At 73.3% G+C, this 20,525-nt stretch carries 20 protein-coding genes; 9 read left to right on the forward strand and 11 right to left on the reverse strand.

Features of this window, described 5'->3' with window-relative positions; translation table 11 throughout:
• Positions 1–73: 73 nt before the first annotated feature.
• From WD250_14185 to WD250_14200, 4 genes are read left to right on the forward strand one after another with little or no spacing between them, the layout of a single operon-like run.
• Entirely contained in the window at positions 74–394 is a 321-nt protein-coding gene (locus WD250_14185; GenBank protein MEX2621359.1) for a TetR/AcrR family transcriptional regulator, read from the forward strand.
• Positions 367–552 (forward strand): hypothetical protein, encoded by a 186-nt coding sequence (locus tag WD250_14190; protein ID MEX2621360.1) that lies wholly within the window; start codon positions 367–369, stop codon positions 550–552. Before WD250_14185 ends, WD250_14190 begins: the two co-directional genes overlap by 28 nt.
• A complete protein-coding gene (locus tag WD250_14195) occupies positions 549–1,505 on the forward strand; it encodes an ABC transporter ATP-binding protein (protein MEX2621361.1) in 957 nt (318 codons plus the stop codon). Before WD250_14190 ends, WD250_14195 begins: the two co-directional genes overlap by 4 nt.
• Positions 1,495–2,295 (forward strand): ABC transporter permease subunit, encoded by an 801-nt coding sequence (locus WD250_14200; GenBank protein MEX2621362.1) that lies wholly within the window; start codon positions 1,495–1,497, stop codon positions 2,293–2,295. The genes WD250_14195 and WD250_14200 overlap by 11 nt, the downstream gene beginning before the upstream one ends.
• A 49-nt stretch (positions 2,296–2,344) precedes the next feature.
• Here WD250_14200 and WD250_14205 read toward each other — a convergent pair whose 3' ends face one another.
• From WD250_14205 to WD250_14215, 3 genes are all read right to left on the reverse strand, one after another.
• Positions 2,345–2,740: a nuclear transport factor 2 family protein gene (locus WD250_14205; GenBank protein ID MEX2621363.1), complete on the reverse strand. Its 396-nt coding sequence runs from the start codon at positions 2,738–2,740 to the stop codon at positions 2,345–2,347.
• Between the two features lie 11 nt (positions 2,741–2,751).
• Complete coding sequence (locus WD250_14210; GenBank protein ID MEX2621364.1) at positions 2,752–2,922, reverse strand: hypothetical protein; 171 nt, start codon at positions 2,920–2,922, stop codon at positions 2,752–2,754.
• A 117-nt stretch (positions 2,923–3,039) separates the two neighbouring features.
• Positions 3,040–5,631, reverse strand: coding sequence for a beta-propeller domain-containing protein (locus tag WD250_14215; protein ID MEX2621365.1), 2,592 nt, complete (start codon positions 5,629–5,631; stop codon positions 3,040–3,042).
• Between the two features lie 152 nt (positions 5,632–5,783).
• On the opposite strand from WD250_14215, the gene WD250_14220 reads away from it, so the two are divergent.
• Positions 5,784–7,412, forward strand: a complete 1,629-nt coding sequence (locus WD250_14220) for a sensor domain-containing diguanylate cyclase (protein MEX2621366.1) — start codon at positions 5,784–5,786, stop codon at positions 7,410–7,412.
• 35 nt (positions 7,413–7,447) lie between these two features.
• On the opposite strand, the gene WD250_14225 is transcribed toward WD250_14220, so the two are convergent.
• From WD250_14225 to WD250_14255, 7 genes are all read right to left on the reverse strand, one after another.
• Entirely contained in the window at positions 7,448–7,732 is a 285-nt protein-coding gene (locus WD250_14225) for a hypothetical protein (GenBank protein MEX2621367.1), read from the reverse strand.
• Positions 7,729–9,051 (reverse strand): S8 family serine peptidase, encoded by a 1,323-nt coding sequence (locus WD250_14230; protein ID MEX2621368.1) that lies wholly within the window; start codon positions 9,049–9,051, stop codon positions 7,729–7,731. Before WD250_14230 ends, WD250_14225 begins: the two co-directional genes overlap by 4 nt.
• A 153-nt stretch (positions 9,052–9,204) precedes the next feature.
• On the reverse strand, positions 9,205–11,532 hold the full coding sequence (locus tag WD250_14235) for an EAL domain-containing protein (GenBank protein MEX2621369.1): 2,328 nt from the start codon (positions 11,530–11,532) through the stop codon (positions 9,205–9,207).
• 152 nt (positions 11,533–11,684) lie between these two features.
• Complete coding sequence (locus WD250_14240) at positions 11,685–13,103, reverse strand: pyridoxal-dependent decarboxylase (protein MEX2621370.1); 1,419 nt, start codon at positions 13,101–13,103, stop codon at positions 11,685–11,687.
• Positions 13,093–14,307 (reverse strand): GTPase, encoded by a 1,215-nt coding sequence (locus WD250_14245; GenBank protein ID MEX2621371.1) that lies wholly within the window; start codon positions 14,305–14,307, stop codon positions 13,093–13,095. The genes WD250_14240 and WD250_14245 overlap by 11 nt, the downstream gene beginning before the upstream one ends.
• A 204-nt stretch (positions 14,308–14,511) precedes the next feature.
• Positions 14,512–14,808 carry a hypothetical protein gene (locus WD250_14250; protein MEX2621372.1) on the reverse strand — a complete coding sequence of 99 codons (297 nt, stop codon included), beginning with the start codon at positions 14,806–14,808 and terminating at the stop codon, positions 14,512–14,514.
• A gap of 738 nt (positions 14,809–15,546) precedes the next feature.
• Positions 15,547–16,068 carry a hypothetical protein gene (locus WD250_14255; GenBank protein MEX2621373.1) on the reverse strand — a complete coding sequence of 174 codons (522 nt, stop codon included), beginning with the start codon at positions 16,066–16,068 and terminating at the stop codon, positions 15,547–15,549.
• On the opposite strand from WD250_14255, the gene WD250_14260 reads away from it, so the two are divergent.
• Together WD250_14260 and WD250_14265 are read left to right on the forward strand one after the other, a co-directional pair.
• Positions 16,045–16,563 carry an XRE family transcriptional regulator gene (locus WD250_14260; protein MEX2621374.1) on the forward strand — a complete coding sequence of 173 codons (519 nt, stop codon included), beginning with the start codon at positions 16,045–16,047 and terminating at the stop codon, positions 16,561–16,563. The genes WD250_14255 and WD250_14260 overlap by 24 nt on opposite strands.
• A gap of 360 nt (positions 16,564–16,923) precedes the next feature.
• Positions 16,924–17,394: an SRPBCC family protein gene (locus tag WD250_14265; GenBank protein ID MEX2621375.1), complete on the forward strand. Its 471-nt coding sequence runs from the start codon at positions 16,924–16,926 to the stop codon at positions 17,392–17,394.
• 82 nt (positions 17,395–17,476) lie between these two features.
• Here WD250_14265 and WD250_14270 read toward each other — a convergent pair whose 3' ends face one another.
• Complete coding sequence (locus WD250_14270; protein ID MEX2621376.1) at positions 17,477–18,160, reverse strand: methyltransferase domain-containing protein; 684 nt, start codon at positions 18,158–18,160, stop codon at positions 17,477–17,479.
• 70 nt (positions 18,161–18,230) lie between these two features.
• Between WD250_14270 and WD250_14275 the strand changes: the two genes are divergently transcribed.
• Entirely contained in the window at positions 18,231–18,560 is a 330-nt protein-coding gene (locus WD250_14275) for a TfoX/Sxy family protein (GenBank protein ID MEX2621377.1), read from the forward strand.
• Between the two features lie 167 nt (positions 18,561–18,727).
• On the forward strand, positions 18,728–20,305 hold the full coding sequence (locus WD250_14280; GenBank protein ID MEX2621378.1) for a sialidase family protein: 1,578 nt from the start codon (positions 18,728–18,730) through the stop codon (positions 20,303–20,305).
• The last annotated feature ends 220 nt before the right edge of the window (positions 20,306–20,525 follow it).

Genomic DNA, 20,525 nt, shown 5'->3' on the forward strand with positions numbered 1-20,525 from the left:
TGCTTCCACACGAGAAGTGACCCCAACCCCCACCCACACCTTGTTCAAATGCCCCACATAAGTTCAGTTGCTCGTGGTGGAGGGCACCATCGACGGTGACGACCGCACCGCCCGGGCCCGGATTCGCGACGCCGCCATCACCCGCTTCGCCGAGGACGGGGTGGCGGGCACCAGCGTGCGCGCGATCGCTGGCCAGGCGGGTGTCTCGGCGGCGCTGGTCATCCATCACTTCGGGTCCAAGGAGGCGCTGCGCGCGGCCTGCGACGAGCACGTGGCGGCCACCATCCGCGAGCGCAAGCAGACGGCGATGGCCGCCGGCCCCGGGCTCGACCCTGGACGCTCGGGGCGCTGGTCCTGCACGAGCACGTGCACCGGCTGCTCGGGGCCGACCTGACGGGCTCACCCGACGAGGTTGCTGCAGCGACCGCGTACGTCGGGCCGGTGCTGGAGCTGCTCAGCGACGGGCTCATCACCGAGGCGGCGGCCACGCGCATGCGCGCGGCGTTCACCACGCCGCACGAGGAGCACGGCGAGAAGGAGGCGGGGTCGTGACCGACGTCGTGATCCGCACGGAGGGCCTGGTCAAGGACTACGGGGACGTCCGGGCGCTGGCCGGGGTCGACCTGGAGGTCCGCCACGGCGAGGTGTTCGGCTTCCTCGGCCCAAACGGCGCCGGCAAGTCGACCACCATCCGGGTGCTGCTCGACCTGCTGCGGCCTACGGCCGGGCGCGCCGAGGTGTTCGGCGTCACCCCCCAGGCCGGGGGACCGTCGCTGCGCGTGCGCATCGGCTACCTGCCGGGCGAGCTGACCATGTCCGGCCGCACGACCGCGGGCCAGCTACTCGCCCACCTCGCTCGCCTGCGCGGCGGTGCCGGGGCCGACGGGGTCGGCCCCCTGGCCGAGCGCTTCGGCCTGGACCTCGACCGCCCGATCCGTGGCCTGTCCAAGGGCAACAAGCAGAAGATCGGGGTCGTCCAGGCGTTCATGCACCGCCCCGACCTGCTGGTCCTCGACGAGCCGACCAGCGGCCTCGACCCCCTCCTGCAGCGCGAGTTTCTCGACCTGGTCGTGGAGGCCCGCGACCGCGGGGCGACGGTGTTCATGTCCTCCCACGTGCTGAGCGAGGTCGAGGAGATCGCCGGGCGCGTGGCGATCATCCGCGCCGGGCGCATCGTCGACGTCGACGACGTGCGCACCCTGCGCCACCGGGCCGGCCAGCTGGTCGAGCTGCGCTTCGGCGAACCCGTGGACCCCCGGCGGTTCACGGGCCTTGACCACGTCGAGGACGTCGATGTGCAGTGGTGGTCCGAGGACGGCGTCGACGGCTCGACCCTGCGCTGCCTGCTGCGCGGCGAGCCGGACGCCCTGCTGAAGGCCGCCGCCGGCTACCGGGTGCTGCGCTGGTCGGCCGCCGACCGTGAGTTCGACGACCTGTTCCTGGACTTCTACCGCGTCCCGGTCGACGAGCTCGCCGACGAGGACGTGCCCGCCGATGGCCGCTGACGCCCTGCCCGTCACCACCGGCGTCCTGCGCGACACGCGCCGGTCCCTGCTGCTGTGGGGGATCGCCGTCGCGGCCGTGACCGCCATCTACGTGGGCTTCTGGCCCGCGATGGGCGAGGGCGCCGACATCGAGAGCTTCATCGAGAACATGCCGGAGGGGTTGGTGCAGGCCCTCGGGTACGACCAGATCGCCACCCCCGCGGGGTACCTGCGCTCGACGGTCTACGGCCTGCTCGCCCCGGTGCTGCTGCTGGTGTTCGCCATCGGTGCGGGCGCCCGCCTCGTCGCCGGCCAGGAGGAGGACGGCACCCTGGAGCTGGAGCTGACCGCGCCGATCGCGCGGGGTGCGCTGCTCACCGGACGGCTGCTGGCGCTCTGGGCGAGCGCGACCGTGTTGGTGGCGATCGTCACCCTGACGGCGCTGGCGCTCGTGTCGGCCATCGACATGGACGTCGCCGCGGGCAACATCGTCGCCGCCAGCACCGCCCTGTGGCTGCTCGTGCTGGGCTTCGGCACGCTGGCCCTGGCCGTCGGCGCCGCGACCGGACGGCGGACCGTCGGCCTGGGGGTGGCCGCGGGTGCCGCGGTGGTGGCCTTCATGCTCGACGCGATCGGCCCGGCCGTCGGCGCCGACTGGATGACCGCCGTGTCGCCGTTCTCCTGGTACCTGGACCCCAACCCGCTGGCCGACGGGTTCCAGCCGCGTGGCCTGGCCCTGCTGGCGGCGATACCGGTGCTCGCCGGCGTCCTCGGGCTGGTCCGGTTCCGCGGCCGCGACCTGATGGTCTGACCACCCCGCCTGTTGGCCCCCGGCCACCAGTGCGGCGGCCCGCGGCGGGTCAGCCGATGAAGGCGTCGACCGCCCGTTGATCGTTCGCCAGCGTCCAGTACTCGACGACCGTGCCATCCTGGCCGAACCGCATGGCATCAGCCAGGAACACGTCGATGTCCGTGCCAGTCCCCTTGCTGCCCGTGACATGGGTGAAGGACATCACGAAGTCTCCGCCCTCGAGCACGTCGAGCGGTTCGACCTGGAGCTGGTGGCTGGCCAGCTCGCGGAAGCCCTTCAGCAGCGCCAGAGTGGCGGCCCGACCGTGGTAGTCCCCGCTCACCGAGCTGTCACCACCCCAGTGCCAGACCACGTCGTCGGCGAGGAGGATGTCCCCGAAGGTCTCCACGTCGTCCCGGTTGAACGCCACCATCGCCTCAACGAACCGTCGCGTCTTGTCTCCCATAGCCATCTCCCTCACGACCAGAACGCGTCGACGGCCTGCTGATCGCTCGCATGGGCCCAGAACTCCGCGATGGTGCCGTCCTCGGCGAACGTGACGGCCTCCGCCATGGTGGTGTCGAGTCGGCGCCCCTCCCGCTCGCCGGTGACTCGCAGGAAGGCCGCGCCCCGCTCGTCGTTGGCCATCAGCTCCAGCGGGTGCAGGGTGAGCGTGCCGCCCGTCTGCTCACCGCATCCAAGCCTGCCCGCTTGGCTGACCGTGCTGATGCTAGTGCACCGACCTCGCGTGCGGTAGACCGGAAATCACGGCCCGGGGGGCTCGAAGGGCACCCAGCCGCGGTCGGTCAGGGTGGACAGGTCGCTGGCCTGCACCCCGGCGAACGACACCGTGTACAGCGTGTCGCCGACGACGAGGCTGCGGCGGATGGCGGGGACCGACCAGAACGGGTCACCCGCGGTGTGGTCCGCGTCGTGGGTGACGCGGCCGGCCTCGGTGATGCCCGCGTCGGCGTCCACGTCGAAGCCGACCACGCCCACGAAGCCGTCCTCGGGGCCGGGCTCCGCACCCGAGGCGTGGATCGACAGGGGCACCACGGCGCGCCCGGTCGGGCCCCACCACAGGAAGGCCCGGTGGTCGAACTCCACCTCGCTGAACCCGCCGGCGACGGTTGCCTGGTGCAGCCGGCGGGGGTCGGCCGGGTCACTCACGTCGAACAGCGAGACCTGGGTGCCGAGCCGGGTGCCCGCCTCGTCGGCGTCCACGCCCACGCCGAGGAGCAGGCCCTCGCCGACGGGGTGCAGGTACGCGGAGTACCCGAGGATCTTCAGCTCGCCGAGGACCGCGGGGGCGGTCGGGTCGGACAGGTCGATCGTGTACAGCGGGTCGATCTGGCGGAACGTGACGACGTAGCCGATGTCGCCGATGAAGCGCACGGCCTGGATGCGCTCGCCCTGCCCGAGCCCGCCGACGCGCCCGACCTCCTCGAGCGTCGTGCCCTGCGCCGCCAGCACGATCACCTGGCTCTCGGACTCCGCCGTCTGACCCGCGCGCTCGGACGTGGTGGCCACGCGCAGGACACCGTCGTGCTCGGAGAGCGCGAACTGGTTCAGGGTGAAGCCCTCGACCTTGCCCGAGGCGAGGTAGGACGTCGACCGGGTGTCGGCGATGTCGAACGCGTGGATCTCGGTGGTGGTTCCCGTGTCCCACCAGTCGGTGCCCGTGACGGCGTCCCAGCGGGCGGTGGCGACGTACAGCCCCGTCGGGGAGGCGTAGACGGTCTGGCCCGTGGCGAGCAGCCCCATGGAGGTGTCGGGAGCGAAGCTCTCGGCGAGGTCCACGGTCACCACCGACAGCAGGTTCAGCCCGGAGAACTCCGGCGGCCGGTCGACCTGCGCGCAGTCGAGCAGCGTGCCCTGCTCGACCACGGTGCCCGACGCGTCCGCGCGCGTGTAGCCGGGCAGCCAGTCCTCGGCCGTGGACGCCTCGACGCGGACGCGGTTCTCCCGGGCGGCGACGGCCTCGGCGTCGGGCTGGGTGAAGTCGGGGAAGGCGAAGGGCAGCGCCGGTGCGGAGTTCACCACGACCCGCGCGACGCCCTCGACCATGCGGGCCGACAGCGCGAACCCGTCGAGCTCCAGGGTCTCGACCACCTGCATTGGTTGCCCCTCGGCGACGTCCACCAGGGACAGGACGCCGGTCTCCTCGTAGTGGTCGCCGCCGCGCTGGCGGTAGTCCCGCGACAGCACGAGCGCCCGGTCGCCGGCCAGCAGCAGCTCGCTGGCGTGGCCGGGCACCGGCAGCGATCCCGCCGCGACAGGCCCGGCGCCGGTGACGTCGGTGCGGTGCAGGCGCCCGTCGGCGATCGTCAGCAGCTGCCGCCCGTCGGTCTTGACGAGGTCGGCCTCGTCCACGCCCTCCTCCTGCACGTTGGTGTCGGAGAAGTCCACACCGGGCTCGGGCGCCGGGGGGGCTTCGCTGTCGGGTGCGCCCACGGGGGCGGGCTCGGGGAAGCCGCCGCCGTCGTCGACGAGCGGGCGCTGGGGGAAGACTCCGAGGTTGTGCTGGTCCAACCCGTAGGGCCCCACGATCGCCAGGGCCTCCTCCTTCAGGTGGCCGAGCAGATCCTCGCAGGCCGTGAAGCTGCGCAGGGCCGAGGCCGCGCGCAGGGTGCCGGGCGAGTCCCGAACCAGGCCGCGGTCCACCAGCAGACCGAGGCCGCGGGCCAGGAACGAGGCACCCTGGCCGCGGGTGACGGTCTCGGTGGGGTGGAAGCGGCCCGGGGTGACGCCGAGGGCGAGCCCCGCCTCGGCCGCCTTGTTGATCGCCTGCTCGTGGACGGATCCGGCGTCGTCGGCGAAGTGGTCGCGCGGCGCCGCGGGCAGCGCCTGGCCGATGCGCGCCTCCAGGGAGCGCACGAGGATGCTCGCCATCTGGCCCCGGGTCACGGGCGCGCGCGGGCGGTAGGTGCCGTCCCCCAAGCCCTCCAGCACCCCGACCGCGGCCAGCCGGTTGGTGGCGTAGTGGTGGACCGACCCGCCGTCGTCGGTGAACGCATCCGCCGGCGAGGCGGGCAGCGCGCCGCCGGAGCCCCGCACGAGGCGCGCGACGAACGAGGCCATCTGCGCTCGCAGGACGTCTCCGCCCGGTGCGTACCGGTCGTCGCCGACACCCCGGGCGATGCCCCACCAGGCGGCGCAGTCGATGGCCCCCGCATGCACCGAACCGGGCGTCACATCGACGAACCGGCCCGCGGGGACCTCGGCCGGGCAGGCCCCTCGCACCGGCCCGTGCTGCTCGGCGCCGGCGGTGCCGGTCCCGGGGACCGCCACCAGCACCAGCGCCAGCGCCCCCGCCAGGACGGCCGATCCGGCCCACCGCGTTCGGCTGTCCCGCATGTCCGCCTCCTCGTCACGTCAGTATCCCCCTCCTGAGACGCCGGTGCCACGGCTGAAGTTCCGGGTGCGGGCGGCCAATCTGAAGCGGGCAGCGCCGGCGGGCCCGCGCCGACTGCCTCAAGAGGGTGGGGACCGGCGCCGACAGATGGCACATGGGGTTGGTGGACGTGCTGAGCTGGGTGGACGGGGCGATCTTCTGCGTCGTGGGGGTGCTCGCCGTCCTGCGCTGGCGACGGGACCGCACGCACGGGACCGGGGCCATCGCCGTGGCGTTCGTGCTGCTCGCGGTCGTGAGCCTGGCCGACCTGGCCACCCACGTCGTCGGCAGAGCGTCATGGCTGCAACCGGTGACCGTGCTCGCCTTCGCCGGTGTGGGGTACGCGGTGCTGGAGCATCGCGCTGGGCTGTTCGGCCTCGCGACCAGGTGGCGGGTGGCGGCGGCGGTCGGACTCTCGGCGGCGACCGCCGTCCTGCTCGTCACCGGGTTCACCCGGGTGGATGCCCGCCTCTCGAGTGTCGCCGCGCTGGCGCTCATCCTGGTGTGGTCGACGTGCATGCTGGAACCGGCGGTGCGGCTGTGGCGCGCGGCCGGCTCCGCGGCGACGATCCAGAGCGCGCAGCTACGCCTGCTGTCGGGCTCCTACCTCGCCCTGGCGGCACTGGTGCTCGCCGGCATGGGGCTCGCCAGCCGCGGTGGTGTGACGGGCCCGTCGCATGCGCTGTTCGAGGTGGCGGCCGCGGTCACCGCGGCCGTGCTGTACCTGTCGCTGCACGCGCCGCGGCCGCTGCGTGCGTACTGGCTGCGGCGCCAGTCCCACCGGCTCGGCCACCGGCTGCACCCCCTGCCGTGCTGGTACGTCGACGTGGACAGCGGTGCCGAGTGGTGGTCCCCGTCCCTGCGCGCCCTGCTCGGCCTCGGCCAGGAGGACACCGCGGACGCGCAGCGCTTCCTGGCGCTGGTGCACGACGACGACCGGCAGGCGGTGCAGCGGGCCTTCGCGGACCAGCTGACGGGCGAGCTGACGGGCCAGGCGGCGGAGATCCAGTATCGCATCCGACGTGCCGGCGACGGTGAGCTGCGGTGGGTCAAGGCCACGGCCGAGGTCCTGACGGACCTCGAAGGTGGTCGGGCGCTGGGCCTGTACGGCACCCTGACCGACATCACGTCCTTCAAGCGGGTGGAGGCGCACCTCCAACAGGCCCTGGAGGCGGCGCAGCGGGCCACAGGGGAGCTGTCCGTGCTGAAGGATCGGTTCGAGTACCAGTCCCTGCATGATTCGCTCACGGGGCTGGCGAACCGGTCGCTGCTGGGCGCCCAGCTCGACCAGGCCTGGGCCTGGCACCGGCGCCATGGCGACGGCCTGGTCGTGCTCGCGATCGACCTCGACGGCTTCAAGTCCGTCAACGACCGCGACGGCCACGCCGCGGGCGACCGGCTCCTGATCGACGTGGCCCACCGGTTGCGGCGCTGTGTGCGTGAGGCCGACATCCTGGCCCGCTCCGGCGGTGACGAGTTCACGGTCATCCTGCCGGGGGCGAGCCTCGTCGAGGCGGGCGCGGTCGCCGATCGGATGCACCTGGCACTGGTCGCACCCCAGCAGGGACCGACACCCGGCGTGGCGGGGGTGTCCGCCAGCATCGGCATCGCGCAGGCCGCGCACCACCAGTCGGAGCCGGACGACCTGCTGCGGGAGGCGGACATCGCGCTGTACGCCGCCAAGGCCGCCGGCAAGGGACGCAGCCGGGTGTACGCGCCGGGCTACCAGCGCACCCGAGGCTGACCGCGCCGCGGGCGAGCGCCCGTAGCGCTGCACGGTCACGAGGACGGGTCGCCGCCCTGCACGTCGGCGTCCCGCGGCGGCAGCTGGAACGTCCTGGCCTGCTCGACGGCCTCGACCCCGGCGACCGCCGAGAGCCCCGGCAGGGCGGAGCGGGCGACACGCCCGCTGAGGGTCCCGAGCGTCGACTGCACGCCGGTCACCGCGAGCCCCTGCGACGCCAGGCCCTCCACGACCTCGTCGAGGTGGGCGAGGCCGTCGTCGCCGACCGCGACCACGACGTCGACCTCCTCGGCCGGGTCCTCGGTCGGGTCGTCGGTCACCGGCGGGGCGCCTGGACGAGCCCCGCCCCGACGTCGGCCGACGCCAGCGGGAGGCGCCGCGCCGTGGTCGTGACGCGCGCGGCCAGCTCCGCCCCGGTCGCGTCGGGGTCGGACTCGGCGAGCAGCGCGAGCACCCCGGCGACGTGGGGGGTGGCCATGGACGTGCCGTTCCACCGGTCGTAGGACGCTCCGGGGATGGACGAGTGGACGTCCACCCCCGGGGCCGCCACGTCGACCTGCCCGCCGTTGGGGTTGACGCCGCTGTTGGAGAACGGCGCGACGGCCAGGTTCCGGTCGACGGCACCGACCGCCATGATCGAGGGGCAGTTGGCCGGATGTGACACCGGCCGGACGGTCCCGGACTCCCGGCGGCTGTCGTTGCCGGCCGCCGCGACGATCACGGTCCCGGCGCGCAGGGACCGGCGCGCGACCGCCTCGTAGACCTGCGAGAAGGCCTGCTCGGGCTCGGTCGGCGCGCCGAGCGACATCGACACGACCCGGCAGCGGGTGCGCAGCGCCCAGTCCATGCCGGCGAGGATCCCGCGGTCCGCGCCGCCCCCGCGGTTGCTCAGCACCTTGCCGGCGTAGATCTCCGCGCCGTGCGCGACGCCGTAGCGGGGCAGCACCTGCGTGCGCAGGCTGCCGCACGCGGAGCCGATGCAGTGCGTGCCGTGCCCGTGCTCGTCCTGGGCCGACTCCCCGTCGACGAACGACTCCATCTGCACCACGCGGTCGGCGTAGTCGGGGGCGGCGTCGAACCCGGTGTCCAGGACGGCCACGCGCACCCCCGTGCCGCTGAGGCAGGACTCCACCGCGTGGACCGCTTGCAGCCCCCAGGTGGCCTCGCTCTCGTCCGGCCACGGCGCGCCGTCGGCGGCGGCGGCCCCGGCGGGTGCGGCGCCGACGCCCAACCCGTCGACGAGGTGGGCGATCCCGTCGCGGTACCCGCGCAGGTAGTCCAGCGTGACCGGCGAGTGCGGGTGCTGCTCGATGGCGTGCACGACCCGCTCGGGCTCCATCGCCAGGATGGCGGGCGCGCTGCGGCTCGCCGTGCGCAGGCCCTCGACCTGGTCCGGTGCCGGTTGCACGACCGCGCATCCGAGCTCGGCGAAGACGATGGCGTCGGCCTCGTCGAGCGCGTGCCTGCCGGCGGCGGCGTCCGCGAGGTCGCTCGCGCTGGCCATCGACAACCCGGTGCCGTTCTCGAGCGCCCGCACCCCCTCACCGACCGCGTCGGCGTCGAGCAGCACGAGGTAGGCCCCCGTCAGCTCGCCCGGCCCGACCGGCCCCCGTGCCGCCATGTCGTCCCATCTCGCCACGATGCCCCCCTGGGGTGACGGGGACGCCCCCGCGTCCCGACAGCAGCACCGTAGGCCACAGGACCCGGCAGGTAAAGACCCCCGCTTGCCCTGTCGCCGCGCCGGTGTCCGGGCCGTGGCCGGGCGCGCGCGCCCGACATTCTCGGTGGGCGCTCAGTCCCGGTCCGGCGCGTCGGCGCTCACCGCCCCGCGCCAGGTGCCGTCGGCGGCGAGGTCGCGGATGGCCCGGAGAGAGGCGAGGGGTCTGGCGAAGAGGTAGCCCTGGGCGATGTCGCAGCCCATCGCGGTCACGATCTGCAGCTGCTCGGCGGTCTCCACGCCCTCCGCGACGGTGCGGATGCCCAGGGCGTGGGCCATGGAGATCATGGCGCGGACCAGGTGCTCGGCGCGCGGGTCGACGGTGAGCTTGGCGATGAAGGTGCGGTCGATCTTGAGCAGGTCCCACGGGGATTCCGACAGCCGCCCCATCGACGACCAGCCCGTGCCGAAGTCGTCGATGGCCAGGTGCACGCCCAGGTCGTGCAGCGCATCCAGGGTCGCGTAGGCGGCGTCGTCGACCATGGCGACCTCGGTGACCTCGAGCCAGAGGAGGTCGGCCGGCACACCGGTGCGGGTGAGGGCCGTGGCGACGTGCTCGGGCAGGCTCGGGTCGTACAGCTGGCGGGGCGAGAGGTTGACGCAGACGGCCGGGTGAAAGCCGAGGTTGGTCGCCCAGCGCTGCTGGGCCTGCAGGCTCTGGTCCAGGACGTAGGTGAACAGGGCCCCGGCGAGTCCCGCGACCTCGGTGAGGGGGATGAACCGGTCGGGCGGCAGGAGGCCGCGGGTGGGGTGGTGCCATCGCACGAGCGCCTCGAAGCCGAACAGCTTGCCGGTCCCGATCTCGATCTCCGGCTGGTACAGGCAGAACAGCTCGCCGCGCTCGAGGCCGACGCGCAGCTCCTGGGGCAGCGAGAGCCGTTCCAGCGCCTGCACGCGCAGCTCCTCGTCGAAGTGCTCGGCACGACCCCGTCCGCGGTCCTTGGCGCGGTACAGGGCGACGTCGCCGTCGCGCAGCAGCGTGTGGGCGTCGTGGTGCGGCGCGGCCGTCGCGACCCCGATCGACACGCCGAGCGAGACCTGCTGGCCGGCCTCGAGGGTGATGGGCTCGGCCACGATCCGCAGGATGCGGTCGGTGAGCGCCGTGACGGTCTGCGGGTCGGCGCTCTCGGCCAGGATCACGAACTCGTCACCGCCGAGTCGGGCGACGACGTCGCTGGGCCGCACACCGGCCTGCAGCCGGCGGGCGACCTCGACCAGCACCTCGTCCCCGGCCTGGTGGCCGAGCCCGTCGTTGATCACCTTGAACCCATCGAGGTCGCAGACGAGCAGCACGACGCCCGTGGCGGGCTGCTGGGACCGGTCGAGGACCTGCTCCAGCCGCACGCTCAGGGCCACCCGGTTGGGGAGCCCGGTGAGTGCGTCGTGGTGCGCCTGGCGCTGCAGGCGGGACTCGATGCTGTCGCGGCCCCCGAGGTCGGCGACGAGCGCGGCGATCAGGAGCGACGACAGCGGCCCGAAGGCGAAGAACGCCTGCAGCAACGACACGGAATCGCCCGTGGCCGCCCCGACCGCGACGAACGGCCCGTAGCCCGCCGCGGTGGTCAGCGCCGCCCGCTGGGTGAGCCACAGCGCCATCCAGGCCCCGCCCCGCACCCCGTAGCGAAACGCCGCCCACAGCACCAGGGGGGCCACGGCCATGGGCAGGGCGATGTCCCACCCGCTTCCCGACAGGTGGCTCAACGCCAGGGGGGACACCGAGACCAGCCCGAGCGCGGCGACGAACGCGCCGGTCTCCAGCGGGTGCCGATCGGGGTGGCGCTCGCGCCACGTCAGCAGGACGGGGGCGACCACGAGCACGCCGAGGGCGAGACCTGCAGAGGACTGCGGTCCCCCCTGCGACCACGGCTCGCCGGTGAGCGCCACCGTGCCGATGGTCGCGAAGACCCCGCCGGCCAGCGGCCCCACGACCACGCCCAGGACCAGGAACCCGATCAGGTTGCGCATGGGCACCAGGGCGCCCCGCGGGTGCACGAACCGCCGGACGAGGCCCGCTCCCACCAGCGGGGTGAGGCAGCAGGCGGCCACGAACAACAAGGTGGCGTCCAGGGGGTAGCCGTTGGCGAGGTCGCCACCCAGCTCCGCGACCCCCACCGCGGCGATGACCCACCCCCACCGCCGCGGGGGGCTCAGCAGCAGCGCCGCGGTCGCGAGCCCCACGGCCGGCCAGAACCCGCGGCCCAGGTCCAGTCGGGACGGGTCGTTGAGCCAGTGTGCGTACTGCGACAGGGCGAGGTAGGCCACGCCCACCGCCACGAACAGCAGCGGCCCTGGGAGGCGCAAGCTCGGCGGGGCCCCAGCCCCCTCCGCCGGCACCTCCCAGCGTGCGCTGGCGTCGCGCAGTGCCCGCAGGTGTCTCGGGGTCCGCGGTGCGGTGACGCCCACGCGTGGTCCTGACGGCCGGGCCGGTCGAGGTGCCGGCTTGCGCGGGGGCGCCGACGACCCGCCGGTCCCCCTGTCCAAGCAGGCGACTCTCCCGAGGGAGGGTATTACCCAGTGTAACCACTTGCTGACGAAGCGGCGAGTTTTCTACCGGGTCACACCAGGCGCGCGCCGAGCTCTCCGACGACCTCCAGGGCCAGCTCGACGTGCGAGCGGTCCAGCCGGTGGTTGACCGAGCACGCCCGCAAGACCGGGCGGCCGCCCACGATGGTCCCGGCGACGAAGACCCGGCCGTCCCGCTCGATCGCCGCGGGCAGGGCGCGGTTGACCCGGTCGGTGTCCTCGTCGCCGCCTTGCGCGCGGTAGCGGAAGCAGACGACCGACAGGGGCACCGGGGCGGCGAGCTCGAGGTCGTCGGCCCGCTCGACGAGGTCGGCCATGTGCCGCATGGTGCGGATGTTGTCCTCCATCGCGTCGAGCAGGGCGTCCGCGCCGTAGGCGAGCAACGTCATCCACACCTTGAGCGCGCGCACGCGCCGGGACAGCTCGAAGCCGTACTCCATGGGGGCGTGCCGCCCGCCCTCCTGGCGCAGGTAGTCGGGGACCAGGCTGAAGGCGTCGCGCAGGTGCTCGGGATCGCGCACGAGCACGCACCCGGCGTCGAAGGGCACGAACAGCCACTTGTGCGGGTCCAGGGCGACGGAGTCAGCGCGCGCGAGGCCGCCGAAGAGGTGGCCGACCAGGTCGGTCCCCGCGGCCGGGGCGCCGTAGGCGCCGTCGACGTGGAACCAGAGGTCCTCCTGCGCGGCCACGTCGGCCAGCGCGTCGAGGGGGTCCACCGCTCCGGTGTTGACCGTGCCGGCGTTGCCGATCACGCAGATGGGGTGCACCCCGGCTGCACGGTCCCGGCGGATCTGGTCGTGCAGGGCGGCGACGTCGATCGTGAAGTCGTCGCGGGTGGAGATCTTGCGCAGGTGCCGCCGGCCCAGGCCGAGCAGGATCGCCGACTTGTCCAGGGCCGAATGCCCCTGGTCGGAGACGTACATGGTCAGGGGCGGGCCCGCCCGCAGGCCCTCGTCGCGGACGTCGAAGGGGGCCTTGGCGACGACCGCGGTGGCCAGCCCGTGCAGGTCCGCGGCCGACCCGCCGCTGACGAACGTGCCGCCGGTGTCGGTGGGGTAGCCGATCAGCTCGGCCATCCAGCGCACCGTGCGCAGCTCGATCTCCGTCCCGGCGGGGGAGACGTGCCACAACCCGAAGTTGGAGTTCAGGCCCGCGATCAGCAGGTCCGCCGCGACGCCGACGTGGGTGCCGCCGCTCATGATGTAGGACAGGAAGCGGGGGCTGATGTTCAGCGTCGAGGCGCCGAAGACCTCGCGGCCGACACGCTCGACCACGGCCTCCGCGTCCGTGCCCGCGCGGGGCAGCGGCGCGTCGAACAGTGCGGCCACGTCCTCGGGCGAGGCGCCGGGGAACACCGGTCGCGTCGGCATGGACTCGTAGAGCTCGACTACGGTCTCCGCGGCGCGGCCGAGCAGCCGCCGCAGTCCGTCACCGTCGCGGTCAAGGGTCATGCGGTTCGCTCCCTCCGGGCACCAGGCCGCCCTGCTCGCCGTGCAGCGCGCGGGGCGCCTCCTTGGCCTTCGTCGTGAACTGGTCGAGGAACATCGCCCTGATCTCGTCGTGTCCCACCGCGTCGGCGGCGGGCCCCATCTTGAGCAGCCGGCCGCACACCACCAACCAGGCCTCCCCCAACGCGTAGGTGAACGACCCCGCGACGCTCGCCCGGATGCCGCTCGCGGCCACGTTCGCGCCCGGCACGAGCTTCAGCAGGCTCGTGACGGCGTACCGGCCCGCCTGCGTCACCCCGCCCGCGGCCACCGCGGCGCCCGCCACGCTCGCCAGCGTCCCGACCCGCACGCTCAACCCGTGGATGGCCGCGATCCGGGCCATCAGCGTCATCTGGATCGGCACCAGCACGAAGGCGTCGGAGAACGGGATCGGGGTCGCCCCCGCGGACGCGGCCATGGCGACGGCCGCGGTGATGGACTGGCGCGCGAGCCTGACCTTGCGCGCTACGTCGATGACCTGGGCGGCGGTGAGCGCCTGCGCCACTCCCGCAGGAGCTGCGCGAAAGGTGGCATCGAGCAGCTCCGTCAGCCCGTGGCGGGGCCACCCGGCGAAGTCGTCGGCTTGTGCCATGGTCAGGAAGACCCGGTTGTCGGGGGACAGCGGCAGGTCCCGCTCCACGATGGCCTCGGCGAACTCCCGCGCCTTGGGGTGCACCTGCCCGGCCCGATTGATCGCCACCTGCGTGAGCACGAACAGCACCGGCAGCCCCTCGTCGGCCAGGGCGCGGATGAACGCCTCCTGCGCCTCCTCCAGACGCAGGTCGGCGGCGCGCACGCAGTACCAGATGACGTGGATCTGCTCCTCGATCGGGCCGGCGTGCGTGCGGCGGATGATCTCCCGGAACTTCTCCAGGATCTGGTCACCCTGCTGGCCGACCTCGATGCCCTCGGAGTCGTAGATCCCGAGGTAGCCGTCGGGATGCTCGTGGTACTCGGTGCGCAGGGTCACCGGGCGCCCCGTCCCCGTCCTGGCGACCTCGGCGCCGAAGATGGCGTTGACCAGGGTGCTCTTGCCGACCCCCGTCTTGCCGAAGATCACCAGGTTGAACCTGCCGAGCTCGTCCAGGGCCTTGCCGTAGGCCTCTGCGAACCTCGCCATGACGTCCTCGAGGCCGAGCTCGTCCGTGCGCCGTCCGTGCTCAGCCATCGGTGGTCCGTTTCCCTCGCCCCGTCGGGCCGCCGGTCCGCGTCTGCGAGCCGATCGGGCACCGTCGCACAGTACGGACGTCGGCGCCACCGGCCACCGCCCCGCACGGGTGCGGCCTGGCGTCACGCCCACGCCGGCACGCGCTCGGCGACGTCGGCGACCGCCACCGCGGTGGTGTGCCCGTCCGTCAGGTGCGCCACCGTCTCACGGCGCCGCGGCCGGACGCGCCCCCGCCAGGACGGCGCTCGCCCCGTCGAGGAGCAGCCGGTGCGCCCGAGCGAAGCGGCGGCCGATGACCGGGCCGGGCGGCCGGGCGCTGCCGCCGTCGGTGCCCGCCAGGTCCTCCAGCGCCCGGGTCAGCGCCCACGCGTGGGCGTCGTCGCCGCCGTCGAGCGCCGCGGCCACGACGTGCGCCAGCTCGTCGAGCACCGCGGGGGTGGGCGTCTGGGTGCGACCCGGCTCCCGGGTGCGCGTGCGGTGCGACATCTCGTGGTCGGCCATGGCCGTCTCCTCCTAGTCGGGGCGCTGTGCGCTGGAGCCTCGCGTGGGCCCGGGGTTCCTGCGTAGAGCCGAGCGGCCACGGCGCGCAAGCATCCCGCCACCTACGGCAGGCACCGGCCATGCAGCGCAAGGATCCTGCCAGGGGCCTCGCGGATGGCGTAGCGTTGCCGGCAGACCGTCGAGGGAGGGCGCCATGGCGCACCGCGTGACCACGCTGCTGACACCGGGGGGCTAACCCGTTCGAGTTCGCGATCGCCTGCGAGGTGTTCGGCCTGCAGCTCGCGATCTCGGGGTCGACTGGTACGACCACCGTCTGGCCGCAGGTGGCCCTGTTCCGCCACACACCCCCGGGGCCGGCGCGCCCGTGTAGAGCCGGCGGTGCGTGCGTTGCGGATCGGGGCCTTCAGGTGGCCCTGTTCCGCCACACACCCCCGGGGCCGGCGCGCCCGTGTAGAGCCGGCGGTGCGTGCGTTGCGGATCGGGGCCTTCAGGTGGCCCTGTTCCGCCACACACCCGCGCCCGTGTAGAGCCGGCGCACGCCGCCCGGCGGCGAGGGCGGCCCGCGGGCGGCACCCCCCAGCGATTCCGACGTCACCGACCGTCCACAGCGCGCCATGACCTCGGTCCCGGCCCACCCCGGCGGGCGAGCCCTGGGTGCGCCCGGCGACCCGGTCCGCGCTGCCCGCGCTGCCCGCGCTGCCCGCGCTGCCCGCGCTGCGGCATGGTCGTGCACCGTGGTCACGGCCGGACGTCCGACGCGCTACCCCCCTGGGATCGATGACCGCTGGATGAGATGCGCATGCACCGGTGGCACAGCATCACCCAGCTGCCGATCAGCCGTCGGGCCGCTCCTCGATCTCGACGCGGGGTTCGCCGCCACGCCGCCTTGATGCGCGAGCGGTGGTCGGGGGCGCGGAACTCCACGCGGGCCTCCGCCTCGTCGGGGTCGTCGTCGACATCGGCGGTGAAGCCGGCGTTGGGCGTGGCCCAGAGCACGTCCACGCGGCCGGCGTGAAAGCGCACCGCGGCGTCGCCGCCCACCGCGGACACGGTGCGGGCCTGCGGCGGCGACTCCGCCGGGGGCGACGCGACCGGCGGTGGGAACGCGCCCGGCGAGGGTGGCGGTGCGGCGCGGTCCTGCACCAGGCCGGCCGCGACGTCGGCGGGGGGCCCGGTCACGCTGCTGGCCACCAGGCGCGTGGCGGACAGCCCGATGCCGTCGAGGAGCGGACGCGGGTGGCGCTCGGGCGTGCCCGCCACGCCACGGGGATGAGCCTCGTCGAGCTGGCTGCGCGGACGGGGATCTCGACCTCCACGCTCAGCCGCCTGGAGAGCGGCGAGCGGCGCGTGACCATCGACGCGCTCGAGCGCGTCGAGGAGGCGCTCGGCACGACCGCGGCGGCGGTGCTCGCCGATGCCGCGCGCGAGGACCGGCTGCTCCTGCCGACCCCGCCCGTCGAGCTGGCCGGGGGGCTGACGGGCATCGTGTTGCGCGTGGAGGACGACGGCCGCTCGCTGCTGCGGATCACCGTCCCGGTTCGGCGGGTGACCCGCACCCACACCGCCGTGCACCCCGGGACCGAGTGGCTGCACGTCCTGCGCGGGCGGCTGCGGCTGCGCGTCGGGGAGCGCCGGCTCGACCTGGAGCCCGGCCAGACCGCCCAGTTCGCCACGACCGAGCCCCACGCCTTCGGCGGCATCGGCGGCCCCGCCGAGATCCTCTCGCGCTTCGAGCCCGGCGCCCACCGGGCCTGACCGGATCCTCGCAAGAGCGGAGACTGTCGGGCAGTGACCAGGGAGACGGCCCCGATCTCCCGTCCGATGACGAACCGCCACCGCGACGCACTACCGGAGGCGCCGGACGCTCGTTCCCGGCTCGCCCTCTTCGTGCAGCAGGTCCTCGAGGTAGCCCGCGAGGCCGTCCTCCGGAATCTCCGGGGGGATGAGCAGGGTCGGGTGCTCGCGGCGTTTGCCTTCCCCGCGCAGGCAGGGTCGCCCGTGTAGTCGACGACCAGTGAGGGAACAGCCAGGACATCATGTGTGGTCGTGGCGGTCATCCTGCGGACGCGGCCGGCTGGGCGGGGTTCCCGCGACGTTGAGCGCAAAGGAGAACCGATGGGCCGATGTCACGTCCATGTCGACGCCCCACCACAGGTGCTCTTCGACGTGCTGTGCGACCCTGCCTCCTACATCGTGTGGGTGGTGGGCTCCAAGCACATCCGCGGCGTGGACGCGTCCTGGCCACAGCCAGGTTCGCGAATCCACCACGTGGTGGGCTGGGGACCGCTGGAGGAACACGACACCACGGAGGTGCTGGAGCTGGAGCCGCCCAACCGCCTCCTGCTCGAGGCGCGCGCGTGGCCGTTCGGCACCGCCGACGTGGAGGTCACGCTCACCCCCGAGGGCGACGGCACGAAGGTGGTGATGGCCGAGACCCCCAAGCAAGGTCCCGCTGCCCGCTTCCACAACCCGCTCATGGAGCTCGGCCTGCAGGCGCGCAACCTCTGGTCGCTTCGCCGGCTGGCGCGATGGGCCGAGGAACGCCACCGCGGCACGCCCGGCCATACCCCCGGGCCGCCCTCGTGACGAGCGCCCGGACCCGCCTGGCGGGTCAGTGGCGCACGCGGTACCAGTCGGTCCCGCGGTTGGGGTCGTCGCCGGGGCATGGTCACCGTGCCCGCGCGATGTACTTGCCGAAGAAGCCGTCGGACGTGTACTGGGCCTCTTCGATCTCGAAGCCGCACCGCTCGATCATGGGCTCCAGCACCCAGGAGAAGGTCGAATGCTCGTCTCGGACGTGCTCTTCGAGATCGACCCGGCCCCATTCGCCTTCGGGTGCGTCGGTGTACGCGTCGCACCACGCCGCGATGCGATCCTCGGCCTCGTGCACCCCGAAGTCGTAGACGACGTCCCACAGCCGCAAGATCCCACCGGGCTGCAGGATGCGGCGGGCGCGGTCGAGGGCGACCGCCTTCCAGAAGTCGGGAAGGTGATGGAGGGCGAAACGGGAGTAGACGAAGTCGGCGGGGCGTCCACGGTGCTCGTAGGTCAGGAACCCCGCTTGCACCACCTCGACGTTGGAGACGGCGGCCTCGTCGATCTTGGCCTTCAGGGGCTGCACCATCACCGGCGAGACATCCACCGCGACCACCCGTGCGCACACGGCCGCGGCAGCCATCGCGAGCTGGCCGGTGCCGGCACCGAGGTCGACGAGCGCCGACTGCCCGTCGAGGCCCAGATCCTCGAGGATCCGCAACTCGCCGAGGGCGTCGGCGTCCTCCTTGGCATCGTAGTGCCACGCGTGCTCGGCATCGAGGTTCTCGCGGCCGGCGTTGGCGACTTCGTCGAGCAACCATCCCGGCGGTGCGCGGTCGGCTGAAGCTGGGTGACGCACTGGTGGCCCCGCAAGCTAGTGTCCGGACGTGGCCTACGATACGGAACTCGCGGACAGGGTACGAGACGCGCTCGCCGCGGCGGGCGCCGACGCCACCGAGCGGTCGATGTTCGGCGGCCTGGCGTTCATGGTGGGCGGACACATGACGGTGGGGCTGATCCGCGACGACCTGATGGTGCGCGTCGGGCGTGAGGGCTACGACGACGCGCTCTCCAGCCCATCGGCCCGTCCCATGGACTTCACCGGCAGGCCCATGACCGGCATGGTCCTCGTCGCGCACACCAGCCTGGACGACGCGACGCTGGACTCCTGGGTTCGACGCGGTCTCGCGTTCACCACCACCCTGCCGCCAAAATGACCACGTCCCTCTGCCAGACGGTTTCGCCAACTGGGCATAGGGCGCGGTCCCTCCCTGGGGTACCTGCCCGACGCATCTATTGACGGTGTCGTGCAGGGCCTCCTACGGTCGCTGCGCCGCAGGCTCGGTCGGAAGCCTGGGCCAGGTGGCGAGCACAAGGGGTACTCATGCGGGCAGTGGTCGGGTTGGGCGTCGCGTTGCTGCTGGCGTCGCCGGTGGTGCTCGGGCTTGGTGTGGTGCAGGCAAGCACCCAGGACGGGGGTGGATCGGAAGCGCAGCAACCTGCGGCCACCGCCGCGGTCCAGGTCACCTCGAACGCCGACCCCGCCCGGGCCCACGCGTCGCCGCAGATCGCCCGCAACCCCGAGACCGGGGAGCTCGTCGTCGCCGAGACCGACTTCCGCACGGAGTGGACGTGCAACGTCCACATCTCGGGTGACGAGGGCCGCACGTGGACACGCGGGGGCGACCCGATGCTTGAGCCGTGGACCGACTGCGCCGGAGACCCCGACGCCAACGTCAACTCGTGGGTGCACTTCGACTCGGACGGCGTGCTGCACCTGGTCTTCGCCGCCAACGACCCGGCCGAGCGGGAGCATGCCCGAGAGGACCGCCAGCGCCACGTGTTCCACGCCCGCTCCGAGGACTCGGGCCGGACGTTCGAGACGACCACCGTGTGGGAGGCGCCAGAGGCGGGCGAGCTGCCCGGCGGCGGAAACCGCAACGTGCGGACCTGGGTGGCGGTGGACCCCAATGACCCCGATCGCGTCTACGTCTCCTGGATGAACTGGTGGGAGGTCGACGGTGAGACGCAGAACCGGGCGATGCTGGCCGCTTCCGACGACAGTGGGGCGACGTTCGGCGAACCGGTCAGCCTCGGGGAGGAAGGCACGAGCTGGTACGAGGCGCGGCCCGTGGTGGACAGCGAGGGTGCGGTCCACGTGGTCTACCACTCGCGGCACTACACCGACGCCGACGGCGAGTGGCTGGTCCGCTCGGCCTACCACGAGATGTCGACGGACCACGGCGCGACGTGGTCGGACCCCCAGCTGGTCGACGAGGGCGGCAAGGGCACGGGCTTCGCCCGCAAGTGGGGCCTGTCGATCGACTCCGACACTGACACCCTCTACGTCGTGTGGTATGGCCACCGGGACCCCGAGGCCGAGGCGCCCGACGAGCACCCGAGCATCCTGCTGCGCGTGTCGACCGACTCGGGTGAGACGTGGAGCGAGCCGCGCACGGTCAACGACGAGCTCGACGGCGTCCCCAACTACCACCCGGGCATGGCGGTGGCGCCCAACGGACGCCTGGACATCGCGTGGCTGGACTTCCGCAACAGCGTGGACCCCACGGACCGCGGCGGCCTGCAAGACGTCTTCTACAGCTACTCCACCGATGGTGGTGAGACCTTCTCCGCCGATGCGCGCGTGACCGATCGCCAGATCGATCGGCGGTTCGGGATCTGGTCCAACAGCGTCGACGTGCACGCGCCCGTGGGGATCACCGCGACCGACGACGCGACGTACTTCGTGTGGCAGGACACCCGCAACGGGCGCGAGCTCGGGCAGGCAGAGGACGTCTACTTCGCCGCGCTCTACCACGACGGCGACGGCGCAGCGACCTCGGATGCCGCGGGACTGCCCTCGTGGGCGTGGGGCGGCAGCGGGCTCGCCATCGGTATGGGCCTGGCCATGCTGATCGCGGTGGGCCTGTTGCGACGTCGGCAGCCCCAGTCCGCGCTCTGACCCCGAAGGAGACCGGGGTCAGTCAGATCATGCTCGGCGACGACCCCTGAGGAGATGCAGCGACGCCTGGGCGGAGCTCTTCGGCGGATGATCGTCACCGCCCACTCTCATCCCAAAGGCGCAACCAGTACGGCGGGGAACTCCTACGGCTTCGGCATCCGCCAACCCAGCGCCTGCACGCAGGTTACCCGGCGGTAGATGGGGTGGGAGGGACAGATAT

It is taken from the genome of Egibacteraceae bacterium (genome assembly GCA_040905805.1).
Classification (GTDB): Bacteria; Actinomycetota; Nitriliruptoria; order Euzebyales; family Egibacteraceae; genus DATLGH01.